The organism is Ruegeria sp. ABV4_181, assembly GCF_056158465.1.
In genome coordinates this window covers 2,121,088-2,144,470 of sequence record NZ_JBSWTI010000002.1, presented here as the reverse complement: position 1 = coordinate 2,144,470, position 23,383 = coordinate 2,121,088, and the positions used below count along the sequence as shown (strand labels likewise).

At 59.8% G+C, this 23,383-nt stretch carries 26 protein-coding genes, 1 tRNA gene and 1 pseudogene; 11 read left to right on the top strand and 17 right to left on the bottom strand.

Annotated features, from left to right (window positions below; translation table 11 throughout):
* The first annotated feature begins 37 nt into the window (after positions 1-37).
* From ACXAC3_RS10615 to ACXAC3_RS10600, 4 genes are all read left to right on the top strand, one after another.
* Positions 38-814, top strand: a complete 777-nt coding sequence (locus ACXAC3_RS10615; protein WP_475159578.1) for an ABC transporter ATP-binding protein — start codon at positions 38-40, stop codon at positions 812-814.
* A 32-nt stretch (positions 815-846) separates the two neighbouring features.
* Positions 847-1,596, top strand: coding sequence for a transporter substrate-binding domain-containing protein (locus ACXAC3_RS10610; RefSeq protein WP_475159576.1), 750 nt, complete (start codon positions 847-849; stop codon positions 1,594-1,596).
* 79 nt (positions 1,597-1,675) lie between these two features.
* Positions 1,676-2,563 carry an ABC transporter permease gene (locus ACXAC3_RS10605; protein ID WP_475159575.1) on the top strand — a complete coding sequence of 296 codons (888 nt, stop codon included), beginning with the start codon at positions 1,676-1,678 and terminating at the stop codon, positions 2,561-2,563.
* Positions 2,560-3,366 (top strand): ABC transporter permease, encoded by an 807-nt coding sequence (locus ACXAC3_RS10600; protein ID WP_475159572.1) that lies wholly within the window; start codon positions 2,560-2,562, stop codon positions 3,364-3,366. The genes ACXAC3_RS10605 and ACXAC3_RS10600 overlap by 4 nt, the downstream gene beginning before the upstream one ends.
* A gap of 112 nt (positions 3,367-3,478) precedes the next feature.
* Here ACXAC3_RS10600 and ACXAC3_RS10595 read toward each other — a convergent pair.
* Positions 3,479-3,555 (bottom strand) — tRNA-His (locus ACXAC3_RS10595).
* 47 nt (positions 3,556-3,602) lie between these two features.
* The gene (locus ACXAC3_RS10590; RefSeq protein ID WP_475159569.1) at positions 3,603-4,085 is read right to left on the bottom strand and encodes an N-acetyltransferase family protein; all 483 of its coding nucleotides are present in this window, start codon (positions 4,083-4,085) and stop codon (positions 3,603-3,605) included.
* A gap of 77 nt (positions 4,086-4,162) precedes the next feature.
* On the opposite strand from ACXAC3_RS10590, the gene ACXAC3_RS10585 reads away from it, so the two are divergent.
* The gene (locus ACXAC3_RS10585) at positions 4,163-4,351 is read left to right on the top strand and encodes a DUF6324 family protein (protein ID WP_475159568.1); all 189 of its coding nucleotides are present in this window, start codon (positions 4,163-4,165) and stop codon (positions 4,349-4,351) included.
* A gap of 4 nt (positions 4,352-4,355) precedes the next feature.
* Here the strand turns inward: ACXAC3_RS10585 and ACXAC3_RS10580 are convergent, their stop codons facing one another.
* Complete coding sequence (locus ACXAC3_RS10580; RefSeq protein ID WP_475159566.1) at positions 4,356-4,787, bottom strand: MmcB family DNA repair protein; 432 nt, start codon at positions 4,785-4,787, stop codon at positions 4,356-4,358.
* Positions 4,788-4,902: 115 nt separating this feature from the next.
* Between ACXAC3_RS10580 and ACXAC3_RS10575 the strand changes: the two genes are divergently transcribed.
* Complete coding sequence (locus ACXAC3_RS10575) at positions 4,903-5,223, top strand: ArsR/SmtB family transcription factor (RefSeq protein ID WP_475159563.1); 321 nt, start codon at positions 4,903-4,905, stop codon at positions 5,221-5,223.
* Positions 5,220-5,645 carry an SRPBCC family protein gene (locus tag ACXAC3_RS10570; protein ID WP_475159561.1) on the top strand — a complete coding sequence of 142 codons (426 nt, stop codon included), beginning with the start codon at positions 5,220-5,222 and terminating at the stop codon, positions 5,643-5,645. Before ACXAC3_RS10575 ends, ACXAC3_RS10570 begins: the two co-directional genes overlap by 4 nt.
* Before the next feature lie 215 nt (positions 5,646-5,860).
* Here ACXAC3_RS10570 and ACXAC3_RS10565 read toward each other — a convergent pair whose 3' ends face one another.
* From ACXAC3_RS10565 to ACXAC3_RS10545, 5 genes are all read right to left on the bottom strand, one after another.
* Entirely contained in the window at positions 5,861-6,166 is a 306-nt protein-coding gene (locus ACXAC3_RS10565; protein ID WP_475159560.1) for a hypothetical protein, read from the bottom strand.
* Positions 6,167-6,225: 59 nt separating this feature from the next.
* On the bottom strand, positions 6,226-6,708 hold the full coding sequence (gene nusB / locus ACXAC3_RS10560; protein ID WP_475159558.1) for a transcription antitermination factor NusB: 483 nt from the start codon (positions 6,706-6,708) through the stop codon (positions 6,226-6,228).
* Positions 6,705-7,256: a 6,7-dimethyl-8-ribityllumazine synthase gene (locus tag ACXAC3_RS10555; protein WP_475159555.1), complete on the bottom strand. Its 552-nt coding sequence runs from the start codon at positions 7,254-7,256 to the stop codon at positions 6,705-6,707. The genes nusB and ACXAC3_RS10555 overlap by 4 nt, the downstream gene beginning before the upstream one ends.
* Before the next feature lie 2 nt (positions 7,257-7,258).
* A complete protein-coding gene (gene ribB / locus ACXAC3_RS10550; RefSeq protein WP_475159553.1) occupies positions 7,259-8,380 on the bottom strand; it encodes a 3,4-dihydroxy-2-butanone-4-phosphate synthase in 1,122 nt (373 codons plus the stop codon).
* A gap of 110 nt (positions 8,381-8,490) precedes the next feature.
* Positions 8,491-9,078, bottom strand: a complete 588-nt coding sequence (locus ACXAC3_RS10545) for a riboflavin synthase (protein WP_475159551.1) — start codon at positions 9,076-9,078, stop codon at positions 8,491-8,493.
* 138 nt (positions 9,079-9,216) lie between these two features.
* Here ACXAC3_RS10545 and ACXAC3_RS10540 point away from each other — a divergent pair, with 138 nt between their 5' ends.
* The 3 genes from ACXAC3_RS10540 to ACXAC3_RS10530 all read left to right on the top strand — a co-directional run bounded on the left by ACXAC3_RS10540 (position 9,217) and on the right by ACXAC3_RS10530 (position 13,741).
* Entirely contained in the window at positions 9,217-10,515 is a 1,299-nt protein-coding gene (locus tag ACXAC3_RS10540) for a capsule biosynthesis protein (protein WP_475159549.1), read from the top strand.
* Between the two features lie 92 nt (positions 10,516-10,607).
* Positions 10,608-11,741: a polysaccharide biosynthesis/export family protein gene (locus ACXAC3_RS10535; protein ID WP_475159547.1), complete on the top strand. Its 1,134-nt coding sequence runs from the start codon at positions 10,608-10,610 to the stop codon at positions 11,739-11,741.
* Positions 11,741-13,741, top strand: a complete 2,001-nt coding sequence (locus ACXAC3_RS10530) for a capsular polysaccharide biosynthesis protein (RefSeq protein WP_475159546.1) — start codon at positions 11,741-11,743, stop codon at positions 13,739-13,741. The genes ACXAC3_RS10535 and ACXAC3_RS10530 overlap by 1 nt, the downstream gene beginning before the upstream one ends.
* Here ACXAC3_RS10530 and ribD read toward each other — a convergent pair.
* The 6 genes from ribD to ACXAC3_RS10500 form a co-directional block, all read right to left on the bottom strand.
* Positions 13,738-14,838: a bifunctional diaminohydroxyphosphoribosylaminopyrimidine deaminase/5-amino-6-(5-phosphoribosylamino)uracil reductase RibD gene (ribD, locus tag ACXAC3_RS10525; RefSeq protein ID WP_475159544.1), complete on the bottom strand. Its 1,101-nt coding sequence runs from the start codon at positions 14,836-14,838 to the stop codon at positions 13,738-13,740. The two genes, ACXAC3_RS10530 and ribD, sit on opposite strands and share 4 nt — an antisense overlap.
* The gene (gene nrdR, locus ACXAC3_RS10520) at positions 14,835-15,305 is read right to left on the bottom strand and encodes a transcriptional regulator NrdR (RefSeq protein ID WP_005983889.1); all 471 of its coding nucleotides are present in this window, start codon (positions 15,303-15,305) and stop codon (positions 14,835-14,837) included. Before nrdR ends, ribD begins: the two co-directional genes overlap by 4 nt.
* 120 nt (positions 15,306-15,425) lie before the next feature.
* The gene (locus ACXAC3_RS10515; RefSeq protein WP_475159539.1) at positions 15,426-15,839 is read right to left on the bottom strand and encodes a secondary thiamine-phosphate synthase enzyme YjbQ; all 414 of its coding nucleotides are present in this window, start codon (positions 15,837-15,839) and stop codon (positions 15,426-15,428) included.
* A 17-nt stretch (positions 15,840-15,856) separates the two neighbouring features.
* A complete protein-coding gene (locus ACXAC3_RS10510) occupies positions 15,857-16,258 on the bottom strand; it encodes a hypothetical protein (RefSeq protein WP_475159537.1) in 402 nt (133 codons plus the stop codon).
* Positions 16,259-16,336: 78 nt separating this feature from the next.
* Positions 16,337-16,828 carry a DUF4166 domain-containing protein gene (locus tag ACXAC3_RS10505; protein ID WP_475163405.1) on the bottom strand — a complete coding sequence of 164 codons (492 nt, stop codon included), beginning with the start codon at positions 16,826-16,828 and terminating at the stop codon, positions 16,337-16,339.
* 57 nt (positions 16,829-16,885) lie between these two features.
* The gene (locus tag ACXAC3_RS10500; protein ID WP_475159536.1) at positions 16,886-17,323 is read right to left on the bottom strand and encodes a thiol-disulfide oxidoreductase DCC family protein; all 438 of its coding nucleotides are present in this window, start codon (positions 17,321-17,323) and stop codon (positions 16,886-16,888) included.
* Positions 17,324-17,667: 344 nt separating this feature from the next.
* Here ACXAC3_RS10500 and ACXAC3_RS10495 point away from each other — a divergent pair, with 344 nt between their 5' ends.
* Complete coding sequence (locus ACXAC3_RS10495) at positions 17,668-18,687, top strand: helix-turn-helix domain-containing protein (protein ID WP_475159534.1); 1,020 nt, start codon at positions 17,668-17,670, stop codon at positions 18,685-18,687.
* A gap of 183 nt (positions 18,688-18,870) precedes the next feature.
* Here the strand turns inward: ACXAC3_RS10495 and rpoD are convergent, their stop codons facing one another.
* The 3 genes and pseudogenes from rpoD to ACXAC3_RS10480 form a co-directional block, all read right to left on the bottom strand.
* Positions 18,871-20,859 carry an RNA polymerase sigma factor RpoD gene (gene rpoD / locus ACXAC3_RS10490; protein ID WP_475159531.1) on the bottom strand — a complete coding sequence of 663 codons (1,989 nt, stop codon included), beginning with the start codon at positions 20,857-20,859 and terminating at the stop codon, positions 18,871-18,873.
* 114 nt (positions 20,860-20,973) lie between these two features.
* Entirely contained in the window at positions 20,974-22,923 is a 1,950-nt protein-coding gene (gene dnaG / locus ACXAC3_RS10485) for a DNA primase (RefSeq protein ID WP_475159528.1), read from the bottom strand.
* A gap of 80 nt (positions 22,924-23,003) precedes the next feature.
* Positions 23,004-23,300 (bottom strand): annotated as a pseudogene (locus ACXAC3_RS10480) (hypothetical protein).
* Positions 23,301-23,383 lie beyond the last annotated feature (83 nt).

The following is a 23,383-nucleotide window of genomic DNA, read 5'->3' as shown; positions in this document are numbered from 1 at the left end:
TAGTACCGCACCAACACCAATAACACCTGGACCACCCGTGACAGATTCCACTCCCGTTATCGAGATCAAGAACCTCCATAAAAGTTTCGGCAATCTGGAAGTGCTGAAAGGGGTGGATATTACCGCCAAACGCGGGGACGTGGTGTCATTGATCGGGTCTTCCGGCTCGGGCAAGTCCACCCTGCTGCGGTGTTGCAACCTGCTGGAAGACAGCCAGGAAGGTGAGATTCTGTTCAAGGGCGAGCCGGTACGCTGGTCCGGCAATGGCCATCATCGCCGCCCTGCAGACCCCAAACAGGTGCTGCGCATCCGCACGAACCTGTCGATGGTGTTTCAGCAATTCAACCTTTGGGCCCACATGACCATCCTGCAAAACGTGATGGAGGCGCCGGTGACCGTACTGGGCCGCGACAGGGACGAGGTTGAGGACAGCGCCCGCAAGTATCTGGAAAAGGTCGGCATCGGCGACAAATGCGACGTCTACCCGGCGCAATTGTCCGGTGGCCAGCAGCAGCGCGCCGCCATCGCGCGCGGCCTGTGCATGGAGCCCGAGGCGCTGCTGTTCGACGAACCCACCTCGGCACTGGACCCGGAACTGGAACAGGAAGTGATCAGGGTGATCAAGGATCTGGCCGCCGAGGGGCGCACCATGATCATCGTGACCCATGACATGAAAATGGCCGCCGATATATCCAGCCATGTCGTTTTTCTGCATCAGGGCCTCATCGAAGAAGAAGGCCTGCCCGAAGATATCTTCACGACCCCTGAATCAACACGACTTCAGGGCTTTCTCTCCGCCACCAAGGCGGCATAAATTCAGGACAGAACCAAACTGGGGAGTAACCAATGAAAAACCTGATTCTGACCACTGCAGCACTGGCGCTGACCGCCGGCATGGCCATGGCGGACACCGTTCGCATGGGCACCGAGGGCGCCTACCCTCCGTATAACTTCATCAACGATTCCGGCGAGATCGACGGGTTCGAGCGTGAGGTCGGAGACGAGCTGTGCAAACGCGCCGGTCTGGAATGCGAATGGGTCAAGAACGACTGGGATTCGATCATCCCGAACCTGGTGTCCGGCAACTACGACACCATCATCGCCGGCATGTCGATCACCGACGAGCGTGACGAGGTTATCGACTTTACCCAGGACTATTACCCGCCGACGGCCTCGGCCTATGTCGCGACCTCGGACGCGGCTGATGTGACCGGCGGTGTCGTCGCGGCGCAGACTGCAACCATTCAGGCCGGCCACGTGGCCGAATCCGGCGCAACTCTGGTCGAGTTCGCAACCCCGGAAGAAACCATCGCAGCCGTCCGCAACGGCGAAGCCGATGCGGTTCTGGCCGACCGTGACTATCTGGTCCCGCTGGTCGAGGAATCCGGTGGCGAGCTGGTCTTTATCGGCGACCCGGTTCCGCTGGGCGGTGGCGTTGGCATGGGCCTGCGTGAAAGCGACGGTGAGCTGCGCGGCAAATTCGACGAGGCGATCACCTCGATGAAGGCCGATGGCACCCTGAATGAGATGCTGGTCAAGTGGTTCGGTGAAGGCATCGCCACCTACGGCACTGACGGGTCGGTCATCACCAACTAATACTACCCAAAGGTCCGGCGCGCTTTGTGCGCCGGACCACCCCGGCCATGCGCCGGGCCTGACGTTCGAAAGACGCCCGATGTTTTCCTATTGCGCTGACCCTGACACGCTCGGTACGTTCCGCTGGTTTTCCTGCTATCTGACCAACGGTGTGCATTGGTCGTTCTATCTGTCCTTCGTGAAGGTTCTGGCGCTGCTGGCCATTACCGCGCCGGTCGCGCTGAGTTTCGGGTTTGCCGGGGCCATGGCGGCCCGCTCGCATTTCCCGCCGCTCAGTTGGCTTGGCAAAGCCTATATCGCCATTGTGCGCGGCGTCCCGGACATCGCATTCTTCCTGTTCTTCGTGATCGCGCTGGATCAGGCGTTCGAATGGACGCGCCATAAGGTTCTGTGCCCCGACTGGACCGACCCGATCCGGCAGGGCAACGATTTTCTGGTCTGTCAGGCCGCCAAGCTGCCGCTGGGCACCGCGCCCGAATGGGTGCACGAGACATATGGTTTCTTTCTTGCCGTCATCACCTTTTCCATCGTTTTCGGTGCTTTTGCCGCAAACGTCCTGTTCGGCGGAATGCGCGCTGTCCCGCACGCCCAACTGGAAACGGCCGAGGCTTACGGCATGACCGGCCGCCAGACATTCTGGCGCGTTCTGGTGCCTCAGATGTGGGTCTATGCCCTGCCCGGCTTGTCGAACCTGTGGATGGTGCTTATCAAGGCCACGCCGCTTCTGTTCCTGCTGGGGGTCGAGGATATCGTCTATTGGGCGCGCGAACTGGGCGGCACCAAGACCTCCAAGTTCACCGCCTACCCGCATGGCGACTGGCGTATGTGGTACTTCCTGTTCCTGCTGGCCTTTTACCTTGGCATGACGCGCGTGTCGGAAATCGGGCTTGAGAGGCTGATGCGCCGCCTGTCCCATGGCCAGGCCACCGCAGGCGGAGAACTATTGCGCAAGGAGACCACGGCATGAGCTGCTTGCAAACCATTCAGGACTATGGCCTCCGCTCGATCGGTTTCGGGGAACGGCTGTTGCCGAAGACCGATTTTACCCTGTGCGAACAGTTCACCCTGATCGGGTCGGGCATGATCTGGAACGTCTATTTCGGGATCATGGCAATGACGGTTGGCTTCTTTCTGGCCACCGCGCTTGCCGTCGGCAAGGCATCCCCCAACAAATGGCTGCGCAAACCGGCCGAGTGGTTCATCTTTATCTTCCGCGGCTCGCCGCTGTTCATCCAGTTCTTCTTTGCCTATTTCCTCTTCCTGTCGCTCAAGAAGACCTATCCGATGTTCGATGCTTTCACATCGGCCTGGCTGGGCGCCCTGATCGTTCTGTTTCTGAACACGGCCGCCTATTCCGGGGAAATCTTCTATGGCGCTCTACGGTCGATTCCCAAGGGCGATATCGAGGCCGCGGACGCCTATGGCATGTCCGGCTGGTCCCGGTTCCGCCGCGTCATCTGGCCCACCATGCTGCGTCTGGCCTGGCCCGCCTACACGAATGAGGCGATCTTTCTGTTCCAGGCCACCACGCTGGTGTTCTTCTCGGCTTTCCCGGCCTGGCAGCAACGCGGCGACGCGCTGTATTACGCCAGCTACTTTGCGGACAAAACGTTCAACCCGTTCGTTCCCTATCCGATTCTGGCCTTCTACTTCATCATGCTGACACTGTTGATCGTCTGGGGGTTCGGCGCTGTGAACAAGCGACTCAACCGGCATCTGCCGACCGCACAAAGGTCCAAGATGCGTTTCCGCCTGAATCTGGCGCGCTGAGCAATTCATTCGGTGACCAAACGGGCTTGCCAATGCAGGCCCGTTTTCAGTTTCGGGCACAAGAATATTGGTCCGAAAAGACGGCTTTGACATCGGCTTGAATTTGGAGAGATGGTACCGCCTCCCTGGCTTGAACAGGGGACCTCTGGATCCACAATCCAGCGCTCTAACCAACTGAGCTAAGGCGGCACTCGTGAGGGGCGATTTACCGAACGCGCCCGGGGAATGCAAGAGGATTAAAGCCGAATTTCCCAGCTTTGTTCGACAAGATCAACGCCAAAGGAATGGACATCCTTGCTGCCCGTCAGGTGCCATCCATTGGCTTTGTACAGCGCGCACGCCGCCCTGTGGCTTTCGTGGGTCCACAGCTTCATTTGCCGATACCCGGCACTGCGCGCGAACCCCATGCAGGTATCCAGCATAGGTCTTCCCAGACCCTGTCCACGGACCTCGGGCATCAGCAGAAACAGGCGCAGCTTTGCCGTTTCATCGTCCAGCGCAACACAGAAGATGCTGCCCAGCCTTTGGCCGGCCCGTTCGGCGATCCACCCCCTTTCGCGTGCCGGATCATGCGATGCCACAAAGTCATCAAGAATACGTGCGACAAGGGGCGCAAAGGTGGCATCGAACCCCTCGTCGCGCTCATAAAGCCTGCCGTGCTGTTCAACCAGCCAAGGCGCGTCGGTCGCGTGAAAGGGCCTGATCAATACGTCATCCATACCGTATCTGACCGCAAAGGCAGCTTGATTCTCAACCCTTTGCGCGTTAGCACGAACGCTCAGTCCCGGAGGCGAACATGGGCATCAATACCGAACGCGACATTCAGGCCAACCTGCAGATCGGCCCCACCGATCACGGCATGGTACGGCTGTTCATCGAAGCAGACGGCGTCGAGGTTCCGATGGATTTCGACCCTGAAGAAGCCGAAGAGATCGCGGACGAAATTCGCGCCGCGGCGCAGGCCGCACGCGCGGTCACGCCCTGATATATCAGATCCTCGGATCACGCAGGGCCTGAAGCCTGCGGGCTGCATCGGTTGCAAACTTCTGGATCATTTTCTTGCGCCGCGCCGGGGCGATCTTGTCCTCGGGCGCCATGCGCACAATCTCGGCATCATAGGCATCTGCAATGATCAGGCCGGTTTCATCGGGCAGCAGGTCCGTTGGAAAATCCGTATCGACGGCCCAGAAGAACCTGTCGCACCATTCCAGATAGCCGTGCCATTTGGAATCGGACTGATAATCCGCCCTGCTGGATTTGCATTCGATCACCCACAACTCGCCCTTTGGGCCCAGCCCCATGACATCGACGCGCAGACCGCGCGCCGGCACGAACTCTTCAACAGATACAAAGCCATGCGTCAACAAATGGCGCGACACGCCGCGCGCAAGCTTTTGACCGGGCTGCAAATCCAATGTCATTGCCGGAATGTGAACAATTCGTGAACAAAAATCAAGTGTCGCGTCACGCTTGACATGATACCGTTTGGTATTGCATTAGTTATAACACCAAACGGTATCATAAACGGGGTGACTTATGCAGACCCAAACCCAAAACGCGTTTCGAGCGCTGGCCGACCCGACCCGGCGGGACATCGTTCAGATGCTTGCGTCCCGGGACATGACCATCGCCCAGTTGACGGATCAGTTCGACATGACCCGTGCGGCGGTGAAAAAGCACCTGACGGTATTGTCGGATGGCGGCCTAATAACGGTCGAGCCACGCGGGCGCGAACGCATCAACCGGCTGGAACCCAAGGGTATGGCACCTGTTCTGGACTGGCTCAGATACTTCGACCAGTTCTGGGATGACCGCCTGAATAAACTGAAAGAAGCCATTGAAAGGAATGAGAAATGACGAATTCTGTTCTGCAAAAAACGATCTTTCTGCGGGCTGAGCCGGAAACCGTCTGGGACTATCTGACCCAACCGGACCGGTTGGCAGAGTGGTTTCACAAACCTGAACGCCCTTTGGCCACCGGTCAGAAACTGGAAATGTTCGGGACCTCCAGCGGCGACCTTCTGATCTGGGGCGAGGTCCGCGTTGCCCGGCCGCCGGAATATCTGGAATATACGTTTACGGTGAAGCCGATGGGCGACGCTGTCAGCGTGGTCAAATGGACGCTGGAACCCGTTGCGGGCGGGACCAGACTGGGTTTGCTGCACGAAGGGCTGCCGCAGGGGGCCGAAGCCTTTGGGATGATCCTGGCGCTGGACAAGGGCTGGGACGAGCATTTCGGCAAGATGCGGGCGGCTTTGCACGAAACTGTTGATGCCTGACCCCTTGTGCAAACCCGCTGCAACCCCTACTTAGGCGCGTGGCGGGTTCTGCCCTTCTTGTGACAGGTAGCATTCTGGTGGCCTTAAGCAATTCCGAGGGGGCTGGCTCTGTTCAGGTCCTGGCCTGATTACCTGGCGCCCACCTGTACATACAGGTCCTCGGGAATCACACCGCACGGTTGACTGGCGGTCCCGCCACATTTTCTGAATGGATTTTACCTTGCCTTCGGCGCGTCCTGACGGGCAACAGCAGGTTCAAAGCTGTGCACGACGGGCGAGCCACGGCGCGGACCGCCCGGCTTTTCTGCCATGCTCATGATGGCATAAGCGAACTGCACCCCGGCAAATACGATTCCGTTCATGAACCAGATCATCAACAGAGCAATCAGGCCCATATCAGAACCGGTGATCAGACCCCGCAGGTTGGCCACGTTCAGCGCCAGCAACACTCCGACAAAAACAGCCGAGATGACAAATCCCAGTGCAACCTGAGTGATATACAGCCGGATCAGTCTGGGCATGGCGGGCCTCCCTGCGCTCTGACCATCAGTCTAGCGCGTACCGGTCCGCGGTAAAGGCGTCAGAACGCCTCGGGGTTGGCCTCGCGCGCCATGTGGTCCAGCACGGCGTTGACGAATTTCGGCTCTTTGCCTTCCGGGAAGAATGCGCGCGCGACATCGACGAACTCGGTGATGACCACCTTGGGCGGCGTGTCGGATTGAGTCAGTTCCGCACCGGCGGCGCGGAAGGCCGCGCGCAATGTCGGATCGATGCGCGCAATCGGCCATTTGGCAACCAGGGCACGGTCGGTCATCTGATCAATCGGCGCCTGATAGTTCACCGCGTCCTCGACCAGTTTGCGGAACATGCGGATATCGCCGTCCAGCATCTCTTCGCCTTCATAGACAGCGCCAAACCGGTGGTCCAGAAACTCGTTCACAACCTGTTCGGTCGTCTGGCCCGACTGCTCCATCTGGAACAGCGCCTGCACGGCATAGAGCCGGGCGGCGGATTTCATCAGGCGTTTCTGGTTGGCCGGTTTCGGCGCGTCTGTCTGGGTCATACTGTCGTGGGTCCGTTGCTGTCGCCCGCCACAAGGATGGACTCGGACGGGGGCTTGAAGCCGACGCCCTTTTTCGAAGCGCCCCACTTACGGCTGAGCGCGATCAGATGCAAGGCCGCAGCGGCCGCGCCACCGCCTTTATTCATCTTTTCAGGATTTGCGCGGACTTCGGCCTGATCGTCATTCTCGACGGTCAGGATACCGTTGCCGATGCACAGGCCCTGCAAGCCCATCAACTGAATGGCGCGGCTGGAGTTGTTGCAGACGGTTTCGTAATGCGTGGTCTCACCCCGGATAACGCAGCCCAGCGCGACATAGCCGTCGAAGTTACACTGACGGTCGGCCATGGCGATGGCGGTCGGGATTTCCAGCGCACCGGGCACCTCGGCCACTTCGCAGGTGCCGCCTGCTGCTTCGATCTCGGCTTTTGCGCCGGCAACCAGATTGTCGGCGATGGCGCGATAGAACGGAGCCACCACGATCAGCAGTTTGACCGGTTTGTCGAAAGTCGGCGTTGGAAGCACGCCATGTTTGTCTTGTTCAGCCACGATCAGTCTTCCTTGAGAATCGAGCGGGTCCCGACGATGGACAGGCCAAAGGCGTCGAGCCCGAGGTAAACGGTTTCCGGCGAGTCGGTCAGAAGTACCAGTTCCTGTACGCCCATCTTTGACAGGATCTGCGCGCCCAGACCGGTTTGCTTGATGGTGCGCGGGCCTTCGTCCTCAGCCGCGTAGAGCGAGTTTCGCGGTTGGCGGAACAGGCAGACCACGCCACGCCCCTCTTCGGCGATTTTTTCCATCGCGCGGGGCAGCTCGCGCGACGATTTGGGACCAAGGCCCAGAATGTCCGGCGCTTCGTGCAGGGCGTGGGTGCGGGTCAGAACCGGTTCGGGCGTGGTGATGTCGCCCTTGATCATGACCACATGTTCAATGCCATGAGTCTGGTCGGTGAAAATCCGCATTTCCCACTCACCGCCATATTCCGACGTAACGGTTTCCCGCGAAGTCTCGACCACCAGATTGTCATTGCGCGACCGATAGGCGATCAGGTCGCTGATGGTGCCGATCTTCATGTCGTGCTCTTGGGCAAATGCCACCAGATCGGGCAGACGCGCCATGGTGCCGTCAGCCTTCATAATTTCGCAGATCACGCCGGATGGATTCAGCCCGGCCAGCCGCGAGATATCCACGGCGGCCTCGGTATGGCCCGCGCGCACCAGCACCCCACCACGCTTGGCACGCAGGGGAAAGATATGGCCGGGGGTGGCGATATGCGCCATCGTGTTCTGCTCGTTAATCGCGGTCGCTACGGTCAACGCACGGTCAGCGGCTGAGATACCCGTAGACACGCCCTCGCGTGCCTCGATGGACACCGTGAACGCGGTTTCATGGCGCGACGAGTTATTGACGGCCATCATTGGCAAGCCCAAATTGTCGACCCGTTCGGCCGTCATCGGCAGACAGATCAGGCCGCGGCCATGGGTGGCCATGAAGTTGATTGCCTGCGCATCGGCAAACTCGGCCGCGATGACCAGATCGCCCTCATTCTCTCGATCCTCGTGATCGACAAGAATGTACATCCGGCCTTTGCGCGCCTCTTCGATGATCTCTTCGATCGGACTGATCGCATCTCGCAGCTCGGCTTCGACGGGTCCGGGGGTTTCAAAGCTCATAAGGCAGCCTTTCTCAGAGCATGTTTGAACGGGTGGATAGACTACCAAACGTTCAAAGACCAGACCGCATGCGGCAGTGGCAGGTCAGGACGCGACGTTGATTAGGCCGGTCATGACATCTCAGCCAGCCGCGCGACGTAACGGGCAAGCGTGTCGATCTCAAGATTGACCCGATCGCCAACGGCCACATCGCCCCAGGTGGTCACCTCTTTGGTATGCGGGATGAAATTGATCCCGAAGTCGCATCCGCTGACATCGTTGACAGTCAGCGAGGTGCCGTTCAGCGCGACCGAACCCTTCGGCGCGATGAACCGGGCCAGGTCCCTGGGCGCGCGCAGGGTCACGCGGGTACTGTCGCCTTCGTCCTGCACCGCAACCACTTCGGCGACGCAATCGACATGACCTGATACGATATGCCCGCCCAGTTCGTCACCGACCTTCAGCGCCCGTTCCAGATTGACGCGTTTGCCAAGCCGCCAGCTGTCCAGATTGGTCTTGGAAACGGTCTCGGCGCTGATCTGAACGTCATACCAGTCATCGCCCAGCGCAATCACGGTCAGGCACACACCGTCACTGGCGATCGAGGCGCCGATATCTATGCCGCCCGTATCATAGCCCGTCCTGATCCGAGCCCGCAGATCGCCCTGCTGATCCAGCTCAGCTATGGTTCCGATATCGGTGACGATCCCTGTAAACATCTCGCTAACCCTTAGTTCTTAATCTGGCCCAGTGCCCTACGCCGAGGTAAGCCCAAGCAGCCCTGCGGGCAAGCCCCACCTTGCCGGGAAAGAAACAAACAGGCATAATTTCCTGAACAAACGACCCGAGCAGCAGTGATGTCATCCTTTGTCAAAGGCCCGCAACGCCGTGTGTTCCTGTTTCTGCAGGGACCGCATGGCCCGTTCTTCAGCGGGCTGGGACGGATGCTGCGGTTGTCCGGTGCCGAAATATGGCGCGTTGGCTTTAACGCCGGGGATCAGGCGTTCTGGTTCGACAAATCAAGCTATATCCCCTTTCGCGACGAACCGACGCAATGGCCGGTAAGGCTGCGCGAGCTCATCGCCGACCGACGCGTCACGGATATCGTGCTTTACGGTGATACGCGCCCGGTCCACGCGCAAGCGGTGGATATCGCGCAGGCAATGGGCATCTCGGTCCATGTATTCGAGGAAGGGTATCTGCGCCCCTGGTGGGTCACCTATGAACGCACCGGGTCCAACGGAAACTCGCACCTTATGTCTCTGGGCGTTGACGAGATGCGGCAAGCGCTGGATCAGTCCGCGTCTCAGATGCCACCGCCGCCGTCACATTGGGGGGATATGCGTCAGCATATTTTCTACGGCGCATTGTATCATTGGTTCGTGATGTTCCTGAACGGACAATACCGCAATTTCCGCCCGCACCGAGAGCTTCCGGTTTCCAAGGAATTCAAACTGTATTTCAAGCGCCTGGCCCTGATGCCATTTCACCGGTTGCAACGCCGCTGGGCAACCGCACGGGCGCAGAGGAGCGGCCATCCTTATCATCTGGCGCTGCTGCAACTGGGGCATGACAGCTCGGTTCAGTACCATTCGAATTACTCCTGCATGTCGGATTTTCTGGAACAGGTGATCCAGGGTTTTGCCCGGGGCGCACCGGCGCATCATCGGCTGGTGATCAAAGAACACCCTCTTGAGAACCATCGCGAACCCCTGCGCGGCCGCGTGCGTCAGATGGCCCGCGCGCATGGCATTGCGGATCGGGTTCACTATGTCCCGGGCGGCAAGCTTGCCGGTCTGCTGGATGACGCGAATTCGGCTGTCACAATCAACTCGACCGCCGGGCAGCAGGTTCTGTGGCGCGGTATCCCGCTGCGTATCTTTGGCAAGTCCGTTTATGACAAACCCGAGTTTGTGTCCCGCCAGCCGCTGGCCGAATTTTTCGCGAACCCAATGCCCCCCGATCTGGAAGCCTATCAGTGCTATCGCCGGTTTCTTCTGCAAACCAGCCAGGTGCCCGGTGGGTTCTATTCGCACAAAGGTCGCCGCCAATTGTTTCGGAACGTGGCGGATATGATGCTGAACCACCAGGACCCCTATCAATCCGTCCTGTCCGTCAAAGAGGCGCAGACGCCACAGTTGAAAATCGTTGAGTAGGCCGGGCGGGTTGACGCTAGAAGTCGGCGCGCGAACCGTTTAGCCTGCGACAAACAAAAGACCACAACAAATACGACTGAGGACAACCGGCAGTGCAACGCTTTCCAATCCGATGGATACGGAGGATTTCCCTTGTGGTCACATTCGGCCTGTTGGCCGGATGCCAGCTTCCCAAATCAGGTCCCAACAAAACCGAGATTTTGGCGGGGTCCGTTGAAAACGGTGGCAATGCCTTTGTTGTCGAAGTCGACGATCGGGTGGCGCAGGCCACTTCGGCGGTTCCGCAATTCGGCTTTTCGTCCGTATTCAGCAGCGCGCAAAGCCTGACCGCAGACACGGTCCGTGCCGGTGACGTTCTGGGCCTGACGATCTGGGAAAATGTCGATGATGGTCTGCTGTCGGGTGAGCTGAGCTCGGCCACAGCGCTGGAACAGGTTCAGGTGGACAGCGAAGGGTTCATCTTCGTGCCCTATGCCGGTCGCATCCGTGCTGCGGGCAATACGCCGGAACAACTGCGCCAGCTGATCACCAGCGAGCTACAGGATCAGACCCCAGACCCACAGGTCGAAGTGCGCCGCGTCGCCGGAGATGGATCAACCGTTTCTCTGACCGGAACGATCAGCGCGCCCGGCATCTACCCGATCGAACGGCCGACACGCACCCTGACGGGTATGCTGTCGCAGGCAGGCGGCGTTTCTGTCGGCTCGGACATAGCACTTGTGACCCTGATCAGGGGAACCGAAAAAGGTACGGTCTGGTACGAGGACCTGTTCCGCAATCCCAAGCTGGACGTCGCCCTGCGCGGCGGTGACCGCATATTGGTTGAGGCGGACAGCCGGTCCTACGTGGCCCTTGGCGCAACCGGGGGCCAATCCCGCGTGGCGTTTGACACTCAGGACCTGTCCGCGCTGGAAGCTCTGGCACAAGTTGGCGGGCTGCAGTCGCTGTCATCCGATCCGACTGGTATTTTCGTCCTGCGGAAAGAAACGCAGGACATAGCGCGCAGCGTCATGGGCCGTGCGGACCTGCAGGGGGATCAGCGCATGATCTACTTGCTGAACCTCACCGCGCCCAACGGGCTGTTCATTGCGCGGGATTTTGTCATCCGCGATGACGACACGATCTATGTGACCGAAGCCCCTTATGCACAGTGGAGCAAGTCCATCTCGCTGATCGCCGGCGGCCTGACCCCACTTGCCAATGTCGCCACGCTGACGGGCAACTGATGCAACCCGAAACAACAGCCGGGGCCGAGCGCACCCGGCTGTTTGTCTACAACGGCGGTTTCCTCACACAAAGTCGCGTTCGCCGTATCCTTTCGCTGAACGGGTACGACATTCGCCTTGGCCTGCCCCAAGACGGCGACGTCGTCGGGATTTGGGGGAACAGCCCCACTGCCCATCGTGGTCGAAAAATCGCGGCCAGTCGCAACGCACCCGTTCTGCGGGTCGAGGACGCATTTCTTCGATCGCTGCATCCGGGGCGAAGCGGAGAAGGCCCCTTGGGCCTTCTGCTGGATCGAAGCGGCGTGCATTTCGACCCTGACACGCCATCCGATCTTGAAAACCTGCTCGCCTCTCACCCGCTGGATGACACCGCGCTTTTGAACCGGGCCCGGTACGCCATCGACAGAATGCGCGAACTGCATCTGTCCAAGTACTCGGCCTTCGATCCGGCGGCTCCCCCACCTGACCCCGGCTATGTTCTGGTAATTGATCAGGCGCTTGACGATGCGTCCGTGACCGCCAGCAAGGGCGATCCGGCGCGGTTCCATGAAATGCTGATCATCGCGCAGGAGGAAAACCCCGGTGCCCGTATCCTCATCAAAACCCATCCGGAAACGATTGCAGGGCATCGTCAGGGGTATTTCTCGGCGCAGGACTTGTCGGACCGGGTTTCATTTCTGAGCGACCCGATCAGCCCCTGGTCCGTGCTAGAGGGCGCGGTGGCGGTTTACACCCTGTCCTCGCAACTGGGGTTCGAGGCCATCTTGGCCGGACACAAGCCGCGGGTGTTTGGTCAGCCCTTCTATGCCAGCTGGGGGCTTACGCAGGATGAAACTCCGATCCCGCGCCGCCAACGCAATCTGACACGGGTGCAATTGTTCGCCGCGGCCATGATCCTTTACCCCACGTGGTACGACCCTTACCGAGATCAATTGTGCGAGCTGGAAACCATTCTGGACACGCTTGAGGCGCAGACGCGTGCCTGGCGTCAGAACTACAAGGGATGGACAGCCTCGGGCATGCGGTTGTGGAAGCGGAAGCACCTGCAACAGATGTTCGGGCGACAAAAAAAGGTCAGGTTTACGGCGGGTCCGCCGGAAGGTTCAGACCGGCCACACATGGTCTGGGCCAGCCACGCACGCGATGCCGAACACGCCGTCCGGGTCGAGGATGGCTTCCTGCGGTCCCGTGGGCTTGGCGCCCGCCTGATTCCGCCGCTGTCACTGGCAACGGACGAGTTGGGCATCTATTACGACCCGACGCATCCAAGCCAGTTGGAGGAGATGATCACCGCCCGCGAAACCCTGCGCCCGGACCAGGAATTGCGGGCCGAGCGACTGGTGGACCAGATCGTTTCCGGCCATATCAGCAAGTACAATACCGGTGGTGCGGCCCCTGAATTGCCTGCCGGGCATCGCATTCTGGTTCCGGGACAGGTCGAAGATGACGCGTCGATCCTTCTGGGGACCACAACGGTGCGCACCAACACCGATTTGCTGCGCGCAGCCCGCGAAGCCAATCCAAACGCGGTATTGATCTACAAACCTCATCCGGATGTCGAGGCCGGTCTGCGCGAGGGCGATGTTCAAAGCGACGGGCTTGCGGATGTCATCGCCACCGACACCGATCCGGCCGCGCTGCTGTCGCAGGTTCAGGAGGTCTGGACCATGACATCGCTGCTAGGGTTCGAAGCGCTGCTGCGAGGTGTTTCCGTCACGACGCTCGGCGCGCCCTTCTATGCCGGCTGGGGATTGACGAAGGATCTTGGAACGGTTCCGGCACGGCGTGGCGCGCGGCCGTCATTGCTGGGGCTGGTCCATGCGGCACTGATCGATTATCCCAGATATCTGGACCCGGTTACGGGCCAGCCCTGCCCGGTCGAGGTTGCGTTGCAGCGGCTGGCCGAGGGGTATGATGGCGGCGGCGGGCCCGCTATTCGGTTGCTGTCAAAGTTGCAGGGTATCTTTGCGTCCCGGGCGGGTCTTTGGCGTCGCGGTTAACGCAAGGCTCTGGCCCAGCGATGCAGAACATCCGGCCCAACGGTCCGGTTTTCAATCAGTTCGAAGCGGGGCGCGGCGTTCAGGTCGTCCAGCTTCAGGGTCCCGACCGCAGGCAGCCCTTCGGCCCCAATCGTCAGGCCAGCGCTGAATCCCACCAACTCGTCCACAAGGTCCTCGCGCAACAGTGACGCCGCAAGCGCCGAGCCGCCTTCGCAGAACACCCGGGTCAGCCCTGCATGTCCCAGTTGTTGCAACAGATCGGCGGCGTCGATCTGGTGGTCGTCCAGGGCACACGGAATCAACCGCGCGCCCAGCCCTTCCCACGCCCGCGCGCGTTCTGCGTCAGGCGATGGGCCGTGGCACAGCCAGACCGGAATATCGGCGGCGGTGCGCGCCAACTGGCCCAAAAGCGGAATGTCCAGATGGCGCGAAACCACGACCCGCACGGGCTGTGCGTCGATGCCCAGATCGCGCACCGTCAGCGACGGATCATCGGCGCGTGCTGTTCCCGCCCCTATCATGACCGCGTCGTGGCGAGCCCGCATGCCGTGCACGGCGCGCCGCGCCTGTGGTCCGGTGATCCACTGGCTGTGACCGCTGGCTGTGGCAATACGCCCGTCGAAACTGCTGGCCAGTTTCAGCGTGACAAACGGACGCCCCTGCTCGGTTTTCAGGAAAAAGCCCGCATGGTCGCGGGCGGCCTGTTCGGCCAGAACGCCGGTTGTGACCTCGATCCCGGCCTCGCGCAACATCGCAAACCCCTGCCCCGCAACACGCGGATCGCTGTCTTCGATCGCCGAGACGACACGGGCCACACCCGCCTCGATCAGCGCCTCGGCGCAGGGTGGCGTCTGACCATGATGCGAACACGGCTCAAGCGAGACATAGGCCGTCGCCCCGCGCGCCGCGCCTTGGGCTTGCGCCAGTGCCTGCGTCTCACCATGCGGTCGGCCGCCAGGCTGGGTCCAGCCGCGCCCCACGATACGGTCGTCGCGCACGATCACGCAGCCAACGGACGGGTTGGGCCAACACGTCCCCTGACCACGCTGCCCCAGTGACAGGGCCAGCGCCATATATCGCTTATCAGTTTCGCTCACTCGTCCGTCGAAGGCTGCGGCGGGCGCAGTTCGTGGACAAACTCCTCGAAGTCATCGGCCGCCTGGAAATTCTTGTACACACTCGCAAAGCGAACATAGGCCACGGTATCGATCCGCGCCAGAGCTTCCATGACGATCTCGCCGATCTTGCTGGATGGGATATCGGTTTCGCCCATGCTTTCCAGACGTCGCACGATGCCGGAAATCATCTGGTCGATGCGATCCGGATCAATAGGTCGTTTCTGCATCGAAATGCGGATTGAACGTTCAAGCTTATCGCGGTCGAAATCCTCGCGCTTGCCGTTGGTCTTGATCACTACCAGATCGCGCAACTGGACGCGTTCATAGGTGGTAAACCGTCCGCCACAGGCCGGGCAGAACCGGCGCCTGCGGATCGCGACGTGATCCTCTGCCGGGCGTGAATCTTTGACCTGAGTGTCGATATTTCCGCAAAACGGGCAGCGCATCCGCCGTCTCCTCGTCCCTTGTTCGGCCTCTTTTTGTAAGCACTTCGGCTTACTTATCCACAACTATAGGGCAGCCGCTAGGATTTGGGTAGTCGGAATTTTCCACCGCAATATAAAGGGTCATGTGAAATGGGCCGCGACCTTTCGCCTGTGCGGCGCCGCGCGGTGTTCAAACAGATAAATGCCTTGCCACGTGCCCAGCACGGGCTGCCCAAGGGCGACAGGGATCGACAGGGATACGGGCAAAATGGCGGCCTTGATATGGGCGGGCATGTCATCCGGCCCTTCATAGATGTGCCGCAGATACGACATGGACGGGTCATCGGACGGCGGCACCAAACGATCAAAGAATGCGCGCAAATCCGTCTGCACCTCGGGGTCGGCATTTTCCTGAATGAGCAGCGAACAAGATGTGTGCCGCACGAACAACGTCAGCAAACCGTCGCGTTCGACCGAGTTGAGCCAGTTGCGCACGTCCGAGGTAAACTCGTACAACCCGGGACCATGCGTCGAAATAATAAACTCGGTCAGCAAAACGCGGCGACTTTCCTTTAGTCGTCAAAAAGCGGGCGGCGGTAGCACAGGCCATTTGCGCTTTGGACCGTTCTGCTTTGCCCTGGTACGAAGCCAACAGATACCGTCTTGACGTCCTTCGCAACACCTTTGGGCGGGGCGATCGAAAACTGAACGGCGGTCCTGCGCCCGGTCGCCTCGCTTGGACCATACCCTCGCACGACGTAAATGGGCTGCTGCCATCCCGCGCCCAGCGACCTGCGGGCAAAGTCGGCGGCGGCGCACCAGTAGCCATCCGCGTCTGTCCGCCCTCTTGGGATCACTTCAAAGACCGTGTTGTTCAGGGCCACCGTCTGGTACCCGATGCGCCCGTTGTAAGCTGAGGCCGGGGTGCTCAGCACAAGCGCTGCAAAAACCGCGAAATTCAAAACCTTTTTCATAACGATACTCTTTCCTGTTTCGAGGTAAGGATGGACGTAGTTTACAATGAACCCGGACAAAGCCGGATCACGATGAATTCAGTCACATAGCGGCTGCGCGTGAACAGGCGCCAGCCATCCCTGATACCGGATCAAGGTTCCAATACCTGGCATGGCCGCCGCGACATCGAAGCGAAACAGGCCGTTTTCGTCCTGCCATTCAGCGGTTGATGACCGCGGCAACAGGAATGCAGGACATCGAAGTCCAAAAACGCTGAGGGTGCGGATGTGGATCAGCACGCGCCCGTGTGAACATTCCGGCGCCAGCCAAAGGGTCACCTGGCCCAACCGCTCACGAACACACCCGCGCGTGTGATCGAAGGTCAGCCGCGATTGCGTGATGTGGCCGTCAAAATCGCGGTCCCACACCCATTCATTTCCGGTCCGGACAATTCTGACCTGCACCGGAATGTCCTCGGCCCTCGGTGGAAAGCCCCCTAGACGCAGCAGCAAGGCTTTCAATCGCCCGTTACCCACGGCGACGCTGCACCGCCCGGCGTACAGTCCTGGACGACTGTGCAAGTTCTGCACCGAAGGGGGCAAACTGGCCGTTGTTGGCAGCGCCTGCAAAAAAGGATCGGGTTCCAATCAAAACCCCTCGGGCAGGAAACGCGAGCGCAGTGCCGGGTCCGGGATCAGACAGGTCGCTGAGCGTCCGAATATCGCGTATCTGTTGCGAGCAACGGCATGATACAGAGGGTCTTTGACAAATCCGGGCAAGAACCTGCACAGCGAAAGAACCGGCCAGGCACCGGGCAAACGCCTTATCGCGGCGGCAAACGCATCCAGACGCTGATAGACCTTGCCATCGACGACGACCAGATTGGTTTCGAAATCCTGCGTAGACAGACCAAGGTCACTGTAAAGACGCTGACCCAAGGGCGACTGCGCAGTTGCGAACTTGAACCGCCGTGACTTGTCCCGCGCGACCATGAACCGAAAGAACCCGGAGCACAGAACGCATTCCCCGTCAAAGACGATGAAGTCCTGCCCGTCGGACAGGCCGGTTCGTTCACTGTTCCGCATCAGGCGCCGTCCGCTTGTTTCCCTTGCTGTACCCTTCCACCACCGCCCAAGCCGGACAATGTGACACGAAGGCCATCCGGGCCGGTCTGGATCGAAGGTGGAACGTGTCGGGGAGCCAACTGCGTAAAAGTGGTGTTTGGCGTGGCTCTGACCTTATCCCCTGAAGGCGCTGACCCGACAACATGCCGAAAATAGGCATCCCCCTGCGGCTGTTCTTGCGCCAATCGGTCAATAGTTTTTGGATATCGGCCAAAAGCGCCGCTAAGTCCGCATTGCGCGGATGTGAAATGGTCAGACCGTCTGCAAATACGTGCAAATCCGCTGAAACCACATTAGAAAAAGCCATGGACGTCGATATCGCCCGTATCCGGTTGTTGACCAGAACGCTTGATCAACGGGCGAACGATCCCGTCGTGGCTGATCGTATCCTCGAAAAATGCGACCTCAGCCGTAGCGCCATCGCACCCCCCGCAGCCACCTACAGCGCGCATCAGGAAGCGCTGTTTGTACGATACGCTTGCGATGTGCTGGGCGATGTCACATTTGCCGCGCAGGCCGGTCTTGCGTTTTCGTCATCCTCCAGCCTGACCGCATATATCAGCAAGTACTCACGTGACCTGAAACAGGTCATCGAAAACACATCGCGCTTTCACGGGATCATCGACCCGGCGATCTTTTTCAGCCTGCGACTGGCAGGAAACTTTGCCACTGTCGAAGCCGAATGGAAGGACGCCAGTTTCGCGCGATACCACCGGCGCACGGAATTCCTTATCTTTGCCGGGCTGGCACGTATGAGAAGCCTGACCCAGACGAATTTCTTTCCCATCGAGGTTCGCTTTCAGCACGAAGTCGGCGACAACAGGCGCAGCTTTCAGAAACTGGCCGGATGTCCGGTCGTGTTCGGCGCTGAGCGCCTGGAGATTGTGCTGTCTCCGTCAACGCTGGACACGCCGGTGCCGACCTATGACTCGAACCTGCGCGAACACCTGCTGGAATATGGTGAACGCATCCTGGCCGAGCGACGCTCGCCCAAGCAAAAGCTGCGCGCCCAGGTCGAAGGGTTGATCACACGCTCGCTGCCCGGTTCGATCATTCAGGCCGACGAAGCGGCCGCGAATCTGGGCATGAGCCCGCGCACTTTTGCCCGGCGGCTAAAGGACGAAGGTTCAAGTTACCGCGATATCGTCGATGACCTCCGATGCGATCTGGCGCAGACCTTCATTACAAACGGGATGCCCTTGTCCGAGATCGCCTATTCGCTGGGATATGCCGATCAGCCCGCTTTTTCGACCGCGTTCAGGCGTTGGACCGGTCAGGCGCCCAGCACATTCCGGAGCCGTCTGGATTTTCCGGTGAAACGCTGAGGGCGGCAGCCGGGGGTCGTCAGCCTTGCAGCCTCGCCCCGGCCTGTCCCATGAGTGGACACCCCGGATATAGAAAGGCGCGGAACCTTAGACTTGTGAGTTCCCGCCAATTTGATCGCCGCAGCGGACAACGTGAGGATTGCGTGATCGAAAAAAGGCGCCTCGGTTGAGGCGCATTTCTTCTTACTGATCCAGGAAGGATCGCAATTTTCGGGACCGGCTGGGGTGTTTCAGCTTGCGCAGCGCCTTCGCTTCGATCTGACGAATTCGTTCGCGGGTCACGCTGAACTGCTGGCCAACCTCTTCCAGAGTGTGGTCGGTGTTCATACCGATACCAAAGCGCATCCGCAGAACCCGTTCCTCGCGCGGGGTGAGTGAGGCCAAAACCCGGGTGGTTGTTTCCTTGAGGTTCTCCTGAATGGCGCTGTCCAAGGGCAGCACGGCATTCTTGTCCTCGATGAAATCGCCCAGCTGGCTGTCTTCCTCGTCGCCAATCGGCGTCTCAAGGCTGATCGGCTCCTTGGCGATCTTCATCACCTTGCGCACCTTCTCAAGCGGCATTTGCAGCTTTTCGGCCAGTTCTTCCGGCGTCGGTTCGCGGCCGATTTCATGCAGCATCTGACGACCGGTGCGGACCAGCTTGTTGATCGTTTCGATCATGTGGACCGGAATACGGATCGTGCGTGCCTGATCAGCGATAGACCGCGTGATCGCCTGACGGATCCACCAGGTCGCATAGGTCGAGAACTTATACCCGCGGCGGTATTCGAACTTGTCGACCGCCTTCATCAAGCCAATGTTGCCTTCCTGAATAAGATCAAGGAATTGCAGGCCGCGGTTCGTGTACTTTTTGGCGATCGAGATCACCAGACGCAGGTTGGCTTCGACCATTTCCTTCTTGGCCTGCCGCGCCTCTTTCTCGCCCTTCTGAACCTGCTGCACAATGCGGCGGAATTCGGGGATATCGAGACCGACGTACTGACCGACCTGAGCCATGTCGTTGCGCAGTTCCTCGACCTTGGCGGTCGAGCGTTCGATGAACATCTGCCAGCCCCGGCCCGGCTTTTCGGCCATCTCGGCCAGCCAGTTCGGGTCCAGTTCGCGACCGCGATAGGCGTCGATGAACTCGCGACGATTGATCCGCGCCTGGTCGGCCAGCTTGACCATCGCACTGTCCAGAGACATGACGCGGCGGTTGATGCCATAGAGCTGGTCGATCAGCGCCTCGATCCGGTTGTTGTGCAGGTGAAGACCATTCACCAGCTCAACAATTTCCGCGCGCAGTTTCTGATAGGTCTCTTCATCCTTTTCACTGAACGATCCATCTTCGTTCAGCGTTGCCGAAATCCGGCTGTCCTGCATTTCGGACAGCATCGAGAAATCGGTCGAGATCCGTTCCAGCGTGGTCAGCACCTGATCTTTCAGAGCTGCCTCCATCGCAGCCAGCGACATGTTGGCCTGATCGTCCTCGTCATCGTCATCGTCGCTGGCGATCGGGTTGCCGTCGGCGTCCAGTTCCGGCCCGGCTTCCTTGGCCGGCTTCGCAGCCTGCACCGTCGAGGTATCGACAACCGGTTCTTCCACGTCACCGTCTTCATCCAACTGGTTGCCAAATGTGGTTTCCAGATCGATGACGTCGCGCAGAAGAATGTCTTCGGAAAGCAATTCGTCATGCCAGATGGTAATCGCCTGGAAGGTCAGCGGGCTTTCGCACAGACCGGCAATCATGGTGTTGCGCCCGGCCTCGATCCGCTTGGCGATGGCAATCTCGCCCTCACGGCTCAGCAACTCGACGCTGCCCATCTCGCGCAGGTACATGCGGACGGGGTCGTCTGTGCGGTCAAGCTTTTCGGTGGCGGCACCAGCCAGCGCAACCTCGCGGTTGCTTTCTGTAGTGGTCAGTTCGGTCGAGCCCTTGTTCTCTTCCTCTTCGGCCTCTTCATCTTCGATGATGTTGATGCCCATTTCGGACAGCATCGACATCACGTCTTCGATCTGTTCCGAGCTGACCTGATCAGGCGGCAGAACCTGATTGAGCTGGTCGTAGGTGATGTAACCTTTCTCGCGGGCCTCGGCGATCATCTTCTTGACCTGGGCCTGGCTCATGTCCAGCGAGATTTCCTGTTCCTGCTCGTCGGATTTGCGGTCTTCGTTCGTATCCTTGGCGGCCATTCAATGCTCCTGCAGGGATGGGTGATTCGTTTGAACCGAATCATTAGCGCGTGAAAGTGATTCGGCCACCCGTTTACCCGTTTTTCTTTTCCAGTGCCTTACGAAAACACCACTTTATCTGCGTTTTCGCTCGAATTTGATACCGGATGTGATTGCCTTGAACGCGTCTTTCTCGTCGCGGTTGATTCGCGCGCCGTTGTCGGCGATGTCGAAAACGGCCCTGTCTTCATTCTGGCTGCGGCTTGTGCGGTTGCGTTCCTCGGCGGCTTGCGCCAGCCGATAGGTCAGCGCCTCATCGGCCAGATCAGACAGTTCCTCTTCGGCTTCGGCAATTTCAGCATCCAACCCCCGGAGCGCTTTGATCTTTGCGAGTTCCTCGGCCAGCGTCATCTCGGCCTTTTCAACGTCGCCTGGCTTGTACACACAGGGGATCACTGCGACATGGCGAAGGGCCAGCAGGTTTTCAAGGGCATCGGGCCCCAAAGTTTCCGCAATATGGTCTTTCAGATTGTCCGGGTCATCTACTGCATGCCTCAGGATGGCCGCGCGCAGCAGCGCGTGGTCCGGATCGCGGCATTCCATCTCATCCAACTGATGTTCGAATTGCACAACAACCTGCGGATTCAACGCGGCAATGGCCAGAATTGCCGCTTCGCGCAGCTGAATTTCCGCGTTTTCGGAAGACGCCAGAAACGACGACCGCGCACCCGGTGTCGCCGGTTGTGGCTGCGGTTGCCATTTTCCGCGTGGCTGCCATGGGCGGCCTTGTGACGGGCGTTGCGGGCGAAACAGCTGCCACCGCAGATCTTTTATTTCCTGACCATAATGCGACCGGATCGACGGATCGCGGATCAGCTTGATCTTGTCGCGCAGCGTCTTGTCCAGCGCCGCCTTACGCTCGGGGCTGTCGAACACGCGGCCTTCGGTTTCGCGTTGCCACAGCAGCTTGACCATGGGGATGGCCCCGTCCAGAACCGCCTGAACCGCGCCCGGCCCTTCGGCACGCAGCAGGTCGTCCGGGTCCTTACCCTCGGGCATCAGAGCAAACCGCAGGGATTTTCCGGCCTCAAGCAGCGGCAGCGCCAGATCGACCGCGCGCATGGCGGCCCGCAACCCCGCCGTATCGCCGTCCAGCGCGATGATCGGCTCGTCTGAAATCCGCCACAGCAACTGCAACTGGTTCTCGGTGATCGCGGTTCCCAAAGGCGCGACAGAGGCACCGAACCCGGCCTCGGCCAGCGCGATCACGTCCATGTACCCTTCCGCCACAATCAGCGGTTGCCCCTTGCCCGCCGCCTGACGCGCAGGACCGTGGTTGTACAAGCTGCGCCCCTTGTCGAACAGGTCCGTCTCGGGGGAATTCAGATACTTGGCGTTATCATTCGGGTCCATCGCCCGACCACCAAATGCGATGCAGCGCCCGCGTGGATCGCGGATCGGGTACATGATCCGGTTGCGGAACGTGTCATAGGGTTTCTTGCCCTTGTTCGAGGGCTTGGCCAGACCCGCCCCCAGGATCAGGTCTTCGGCCACGTTCTTACCGCGCAGATGATCCCAAAGTGCCTGCCAGCCGTCAGGCGCGAAGCCAATTTCCCAACGCTCCAGCGCCTGATCCTGCAACCCGCGGCGGGTCAGGTAGTCGCGCGCTGCAGCCCCTGCCCCGGTCTTGAGTTGCAGGCGAAAGAACTGCGCGGCCTGCTCCATCACTTCGGCCAGTTGCGACCGGCGATCCTGCTTTTCCTGCGCCTTTGGGTCACGTGCGGGCATGGGCATCCCGGCCTCACGCGCCAGAATCTCAACCGCTTCGATGAAGGAAACATTTTCGGTCTCTTTCACAAAACTGATCGCGTCGCCTTTGGCGTGGCAGCCAAAGCAGTAGTAGAACCCTTTTTGGTCATCAACGTGGAACGAGGCCGTCTTTTCATGGTGGAACGGACATGGTGCCCACATATCGCCCTTGCCCTGATTGGACTTGCGCTGATCCCACATGACCTTTCGGCCGACAACCTGAGACAGGCTCAGCCGGGTGCGCAGTTCATCAAGAAATCCGGAGGGCAGTGACATGGGTCAAACTTGGCAGAAACGGAAACGCGCGCCAAGGGTATGACGCGCGTTTGTCCACAAAGAATTTCGGGCTCTGTGGATTATTGCTGCAGGCACAGCTCCAACCATGCCGCGCTCAGGTCCTTTTTGCGAACATCGCGCATCTTTTGCTCGTACACCCAGGGGGTGATCAACGGGATCGCTGCATTGTAGTTATCGGGCCAGTTGGGCGCTGTGTCCGCGACAGCCTGCGGCACGTCGCGCTCTTTCACCTTGTCCAGCCGGGCCTTTTAAATCGCCGCAACAACATCCGCCTGATATTGGCAGCTTTGTTCCTTGCTTTCCTGAGCAGCCAGAGGTGTGGCCAGCAATACGGCCGCGATGGCAATGCGCAACATGGGGGTCTCCCGGATTCGTTTCTGTCGCAGCAGCTTAACGCCGGTCGAACTGGCCTTCCATCGCCGTTTTAGACATCGGGCAT

Excerpts from the sequence above, each read along its gene's own strand:
- ACXAC3_RS10610 (WP_475159576.1), top strand. The coding sequence starts at position 847 with ATGAAAAACCTGATTCTGACCACTGCAGCACTGGCGCTGACCGCCGGC.
- ACXAC3_RS10605 (WP_475159575.1), top strand. The coding sequence starts at position 1,676 with ATGTTTTCCTATTGCGCTGACCCTGACACGCTCGGTACGTTCCGCTGG.
- ACXAC3_RS10600 (WP_475159572.1), top strand. The coding sequence starts at position 2,560 with ATGAGCTGCTTGCAAACCATTCAGGACTATGGCCTCCGCTCGATCGGT.
- ACXAC3_RS10590 (WP_475159569.1), bottom strand. The coding sequence starts at position 4,085 with ATGGATGACGTATTGATCAGGCCCTTTCACGCGACCGACGCGCCTTGG.
- ACXAC3_RS10585 (WP_475159568.1), top strand. The coding sequence starts at position 4,163 with ATGGGCATCAATACCGAACGCGACATTCAGGCCAACCTGCAGATCGGC.
- ACXAC3_RS10580 (WP_475159566.1), bottom strand. The coding sequence starts at position 4,787 with ATGACATTGGATTTGCAGCCCGGTCAAAAGCTTGCGCGCGGCGTGTCG.
- ACXAC3_RS10575 (WP_475159563.1), top strand. The coding sequence starts at position 4,903 with ATGCAGACCCAAACCCAAAACGCGTTTCGAGCGCTGGCCGACCCGACC.
- ACXAC3_RS10570 (WP_475159561.1), top strand. The coding sequence starts at position 5,220 with ATGACGAATTCTGTTCTGCAAAAAACGATCTTTCTGCGGGCTGAGCCG.
- ACXAC3_RS10565 (WP_475159560.1), bottom strand. The coding sequence starts at position 6,166 with ATGCCCAGACTGATCCGGCTGTATATCACTCAGGTTGCACTGGGATTT.
- nusB (WP_475159558.1), bottom strand. The coding sequence starts at position 6,708 with ATGACCCAGACAGACGCGCCGAAACCGGCCAACCAGAAACGCCTGATG.
- ribB (WP_475159553.1), bottom strand. The coding sequence starts at position 8,380 with ATGAGCTTTGAAACCCCCGGACCCGTCGAAGCCGAGCTGCGAGATGCG.
- ACXAC3_RS10545 (WP_475159551.1), bottom strand. The coding sequence starts at position 9,078 with ATGTTTACAGGGATCGTCACCGATATCGGAACCATAGCTGAGCTGGAT.
- ACXAC3_RS10540 (WP_475159549.1), top strand. The coding sequence starts at position 9,217 with ATGTCATCCTTTGTCAAAGGCCCGCAACGCCGTGTGTTCCTGTTTCTG.
- ACXAC3_RS10530 (WP_475159546.1), top strand. The coding sequence starts at position 11,741 with ATGCAACCCGAAACAACAGCCGGGGCCGAGCGCACCCGGCTGTTTGTC.
- nrdR (WP_005983889.1), bottom strand. The coding sequence starts at position 15,305 with ATGCGCTGCCCGTTTTGCGGAAATATCGACACTCAGGTCAAAGATTCA.
- ACXAC3_RS10510 (WP_475159537.1), bottom strand. The coding sequence starts at position 16,258 with ATGAAAAAGGTTTTGAATTTCGCGGTTTTTGCAGCGCTTGTGCTGAGC.
- ACXAC3_RS10500 (WP_475159536.1), bottom strand. The coding sequence starts at position 17,323 with ATGCGGAACAGTGAACGAACCGGCCTGTCCGACGGGCAGGACTTCATC.
- ACXAC3_RS10495 (WP_475159534.1), top strand. The coding sequence starts at position 17,668 with ATGGACGTCGATATCGCCCGTATCCGGTTGTTGACCAGAACGCTTGAT.
- rpoD (WP_475159531.1), bottom strand. The coding sequence starts at position 20,859 with ATGGCCGCCAAGGATACGAACGAAGACCGCAAATCCGACGAGCAGGAA.
- dnaG (WP_475159528.1), bottom strand. The coding sequence starts at position 22,923 with ATGTCACTGCCCTCCGGATTTCTTGATGAACTGCGCACCCGGCTGAGC.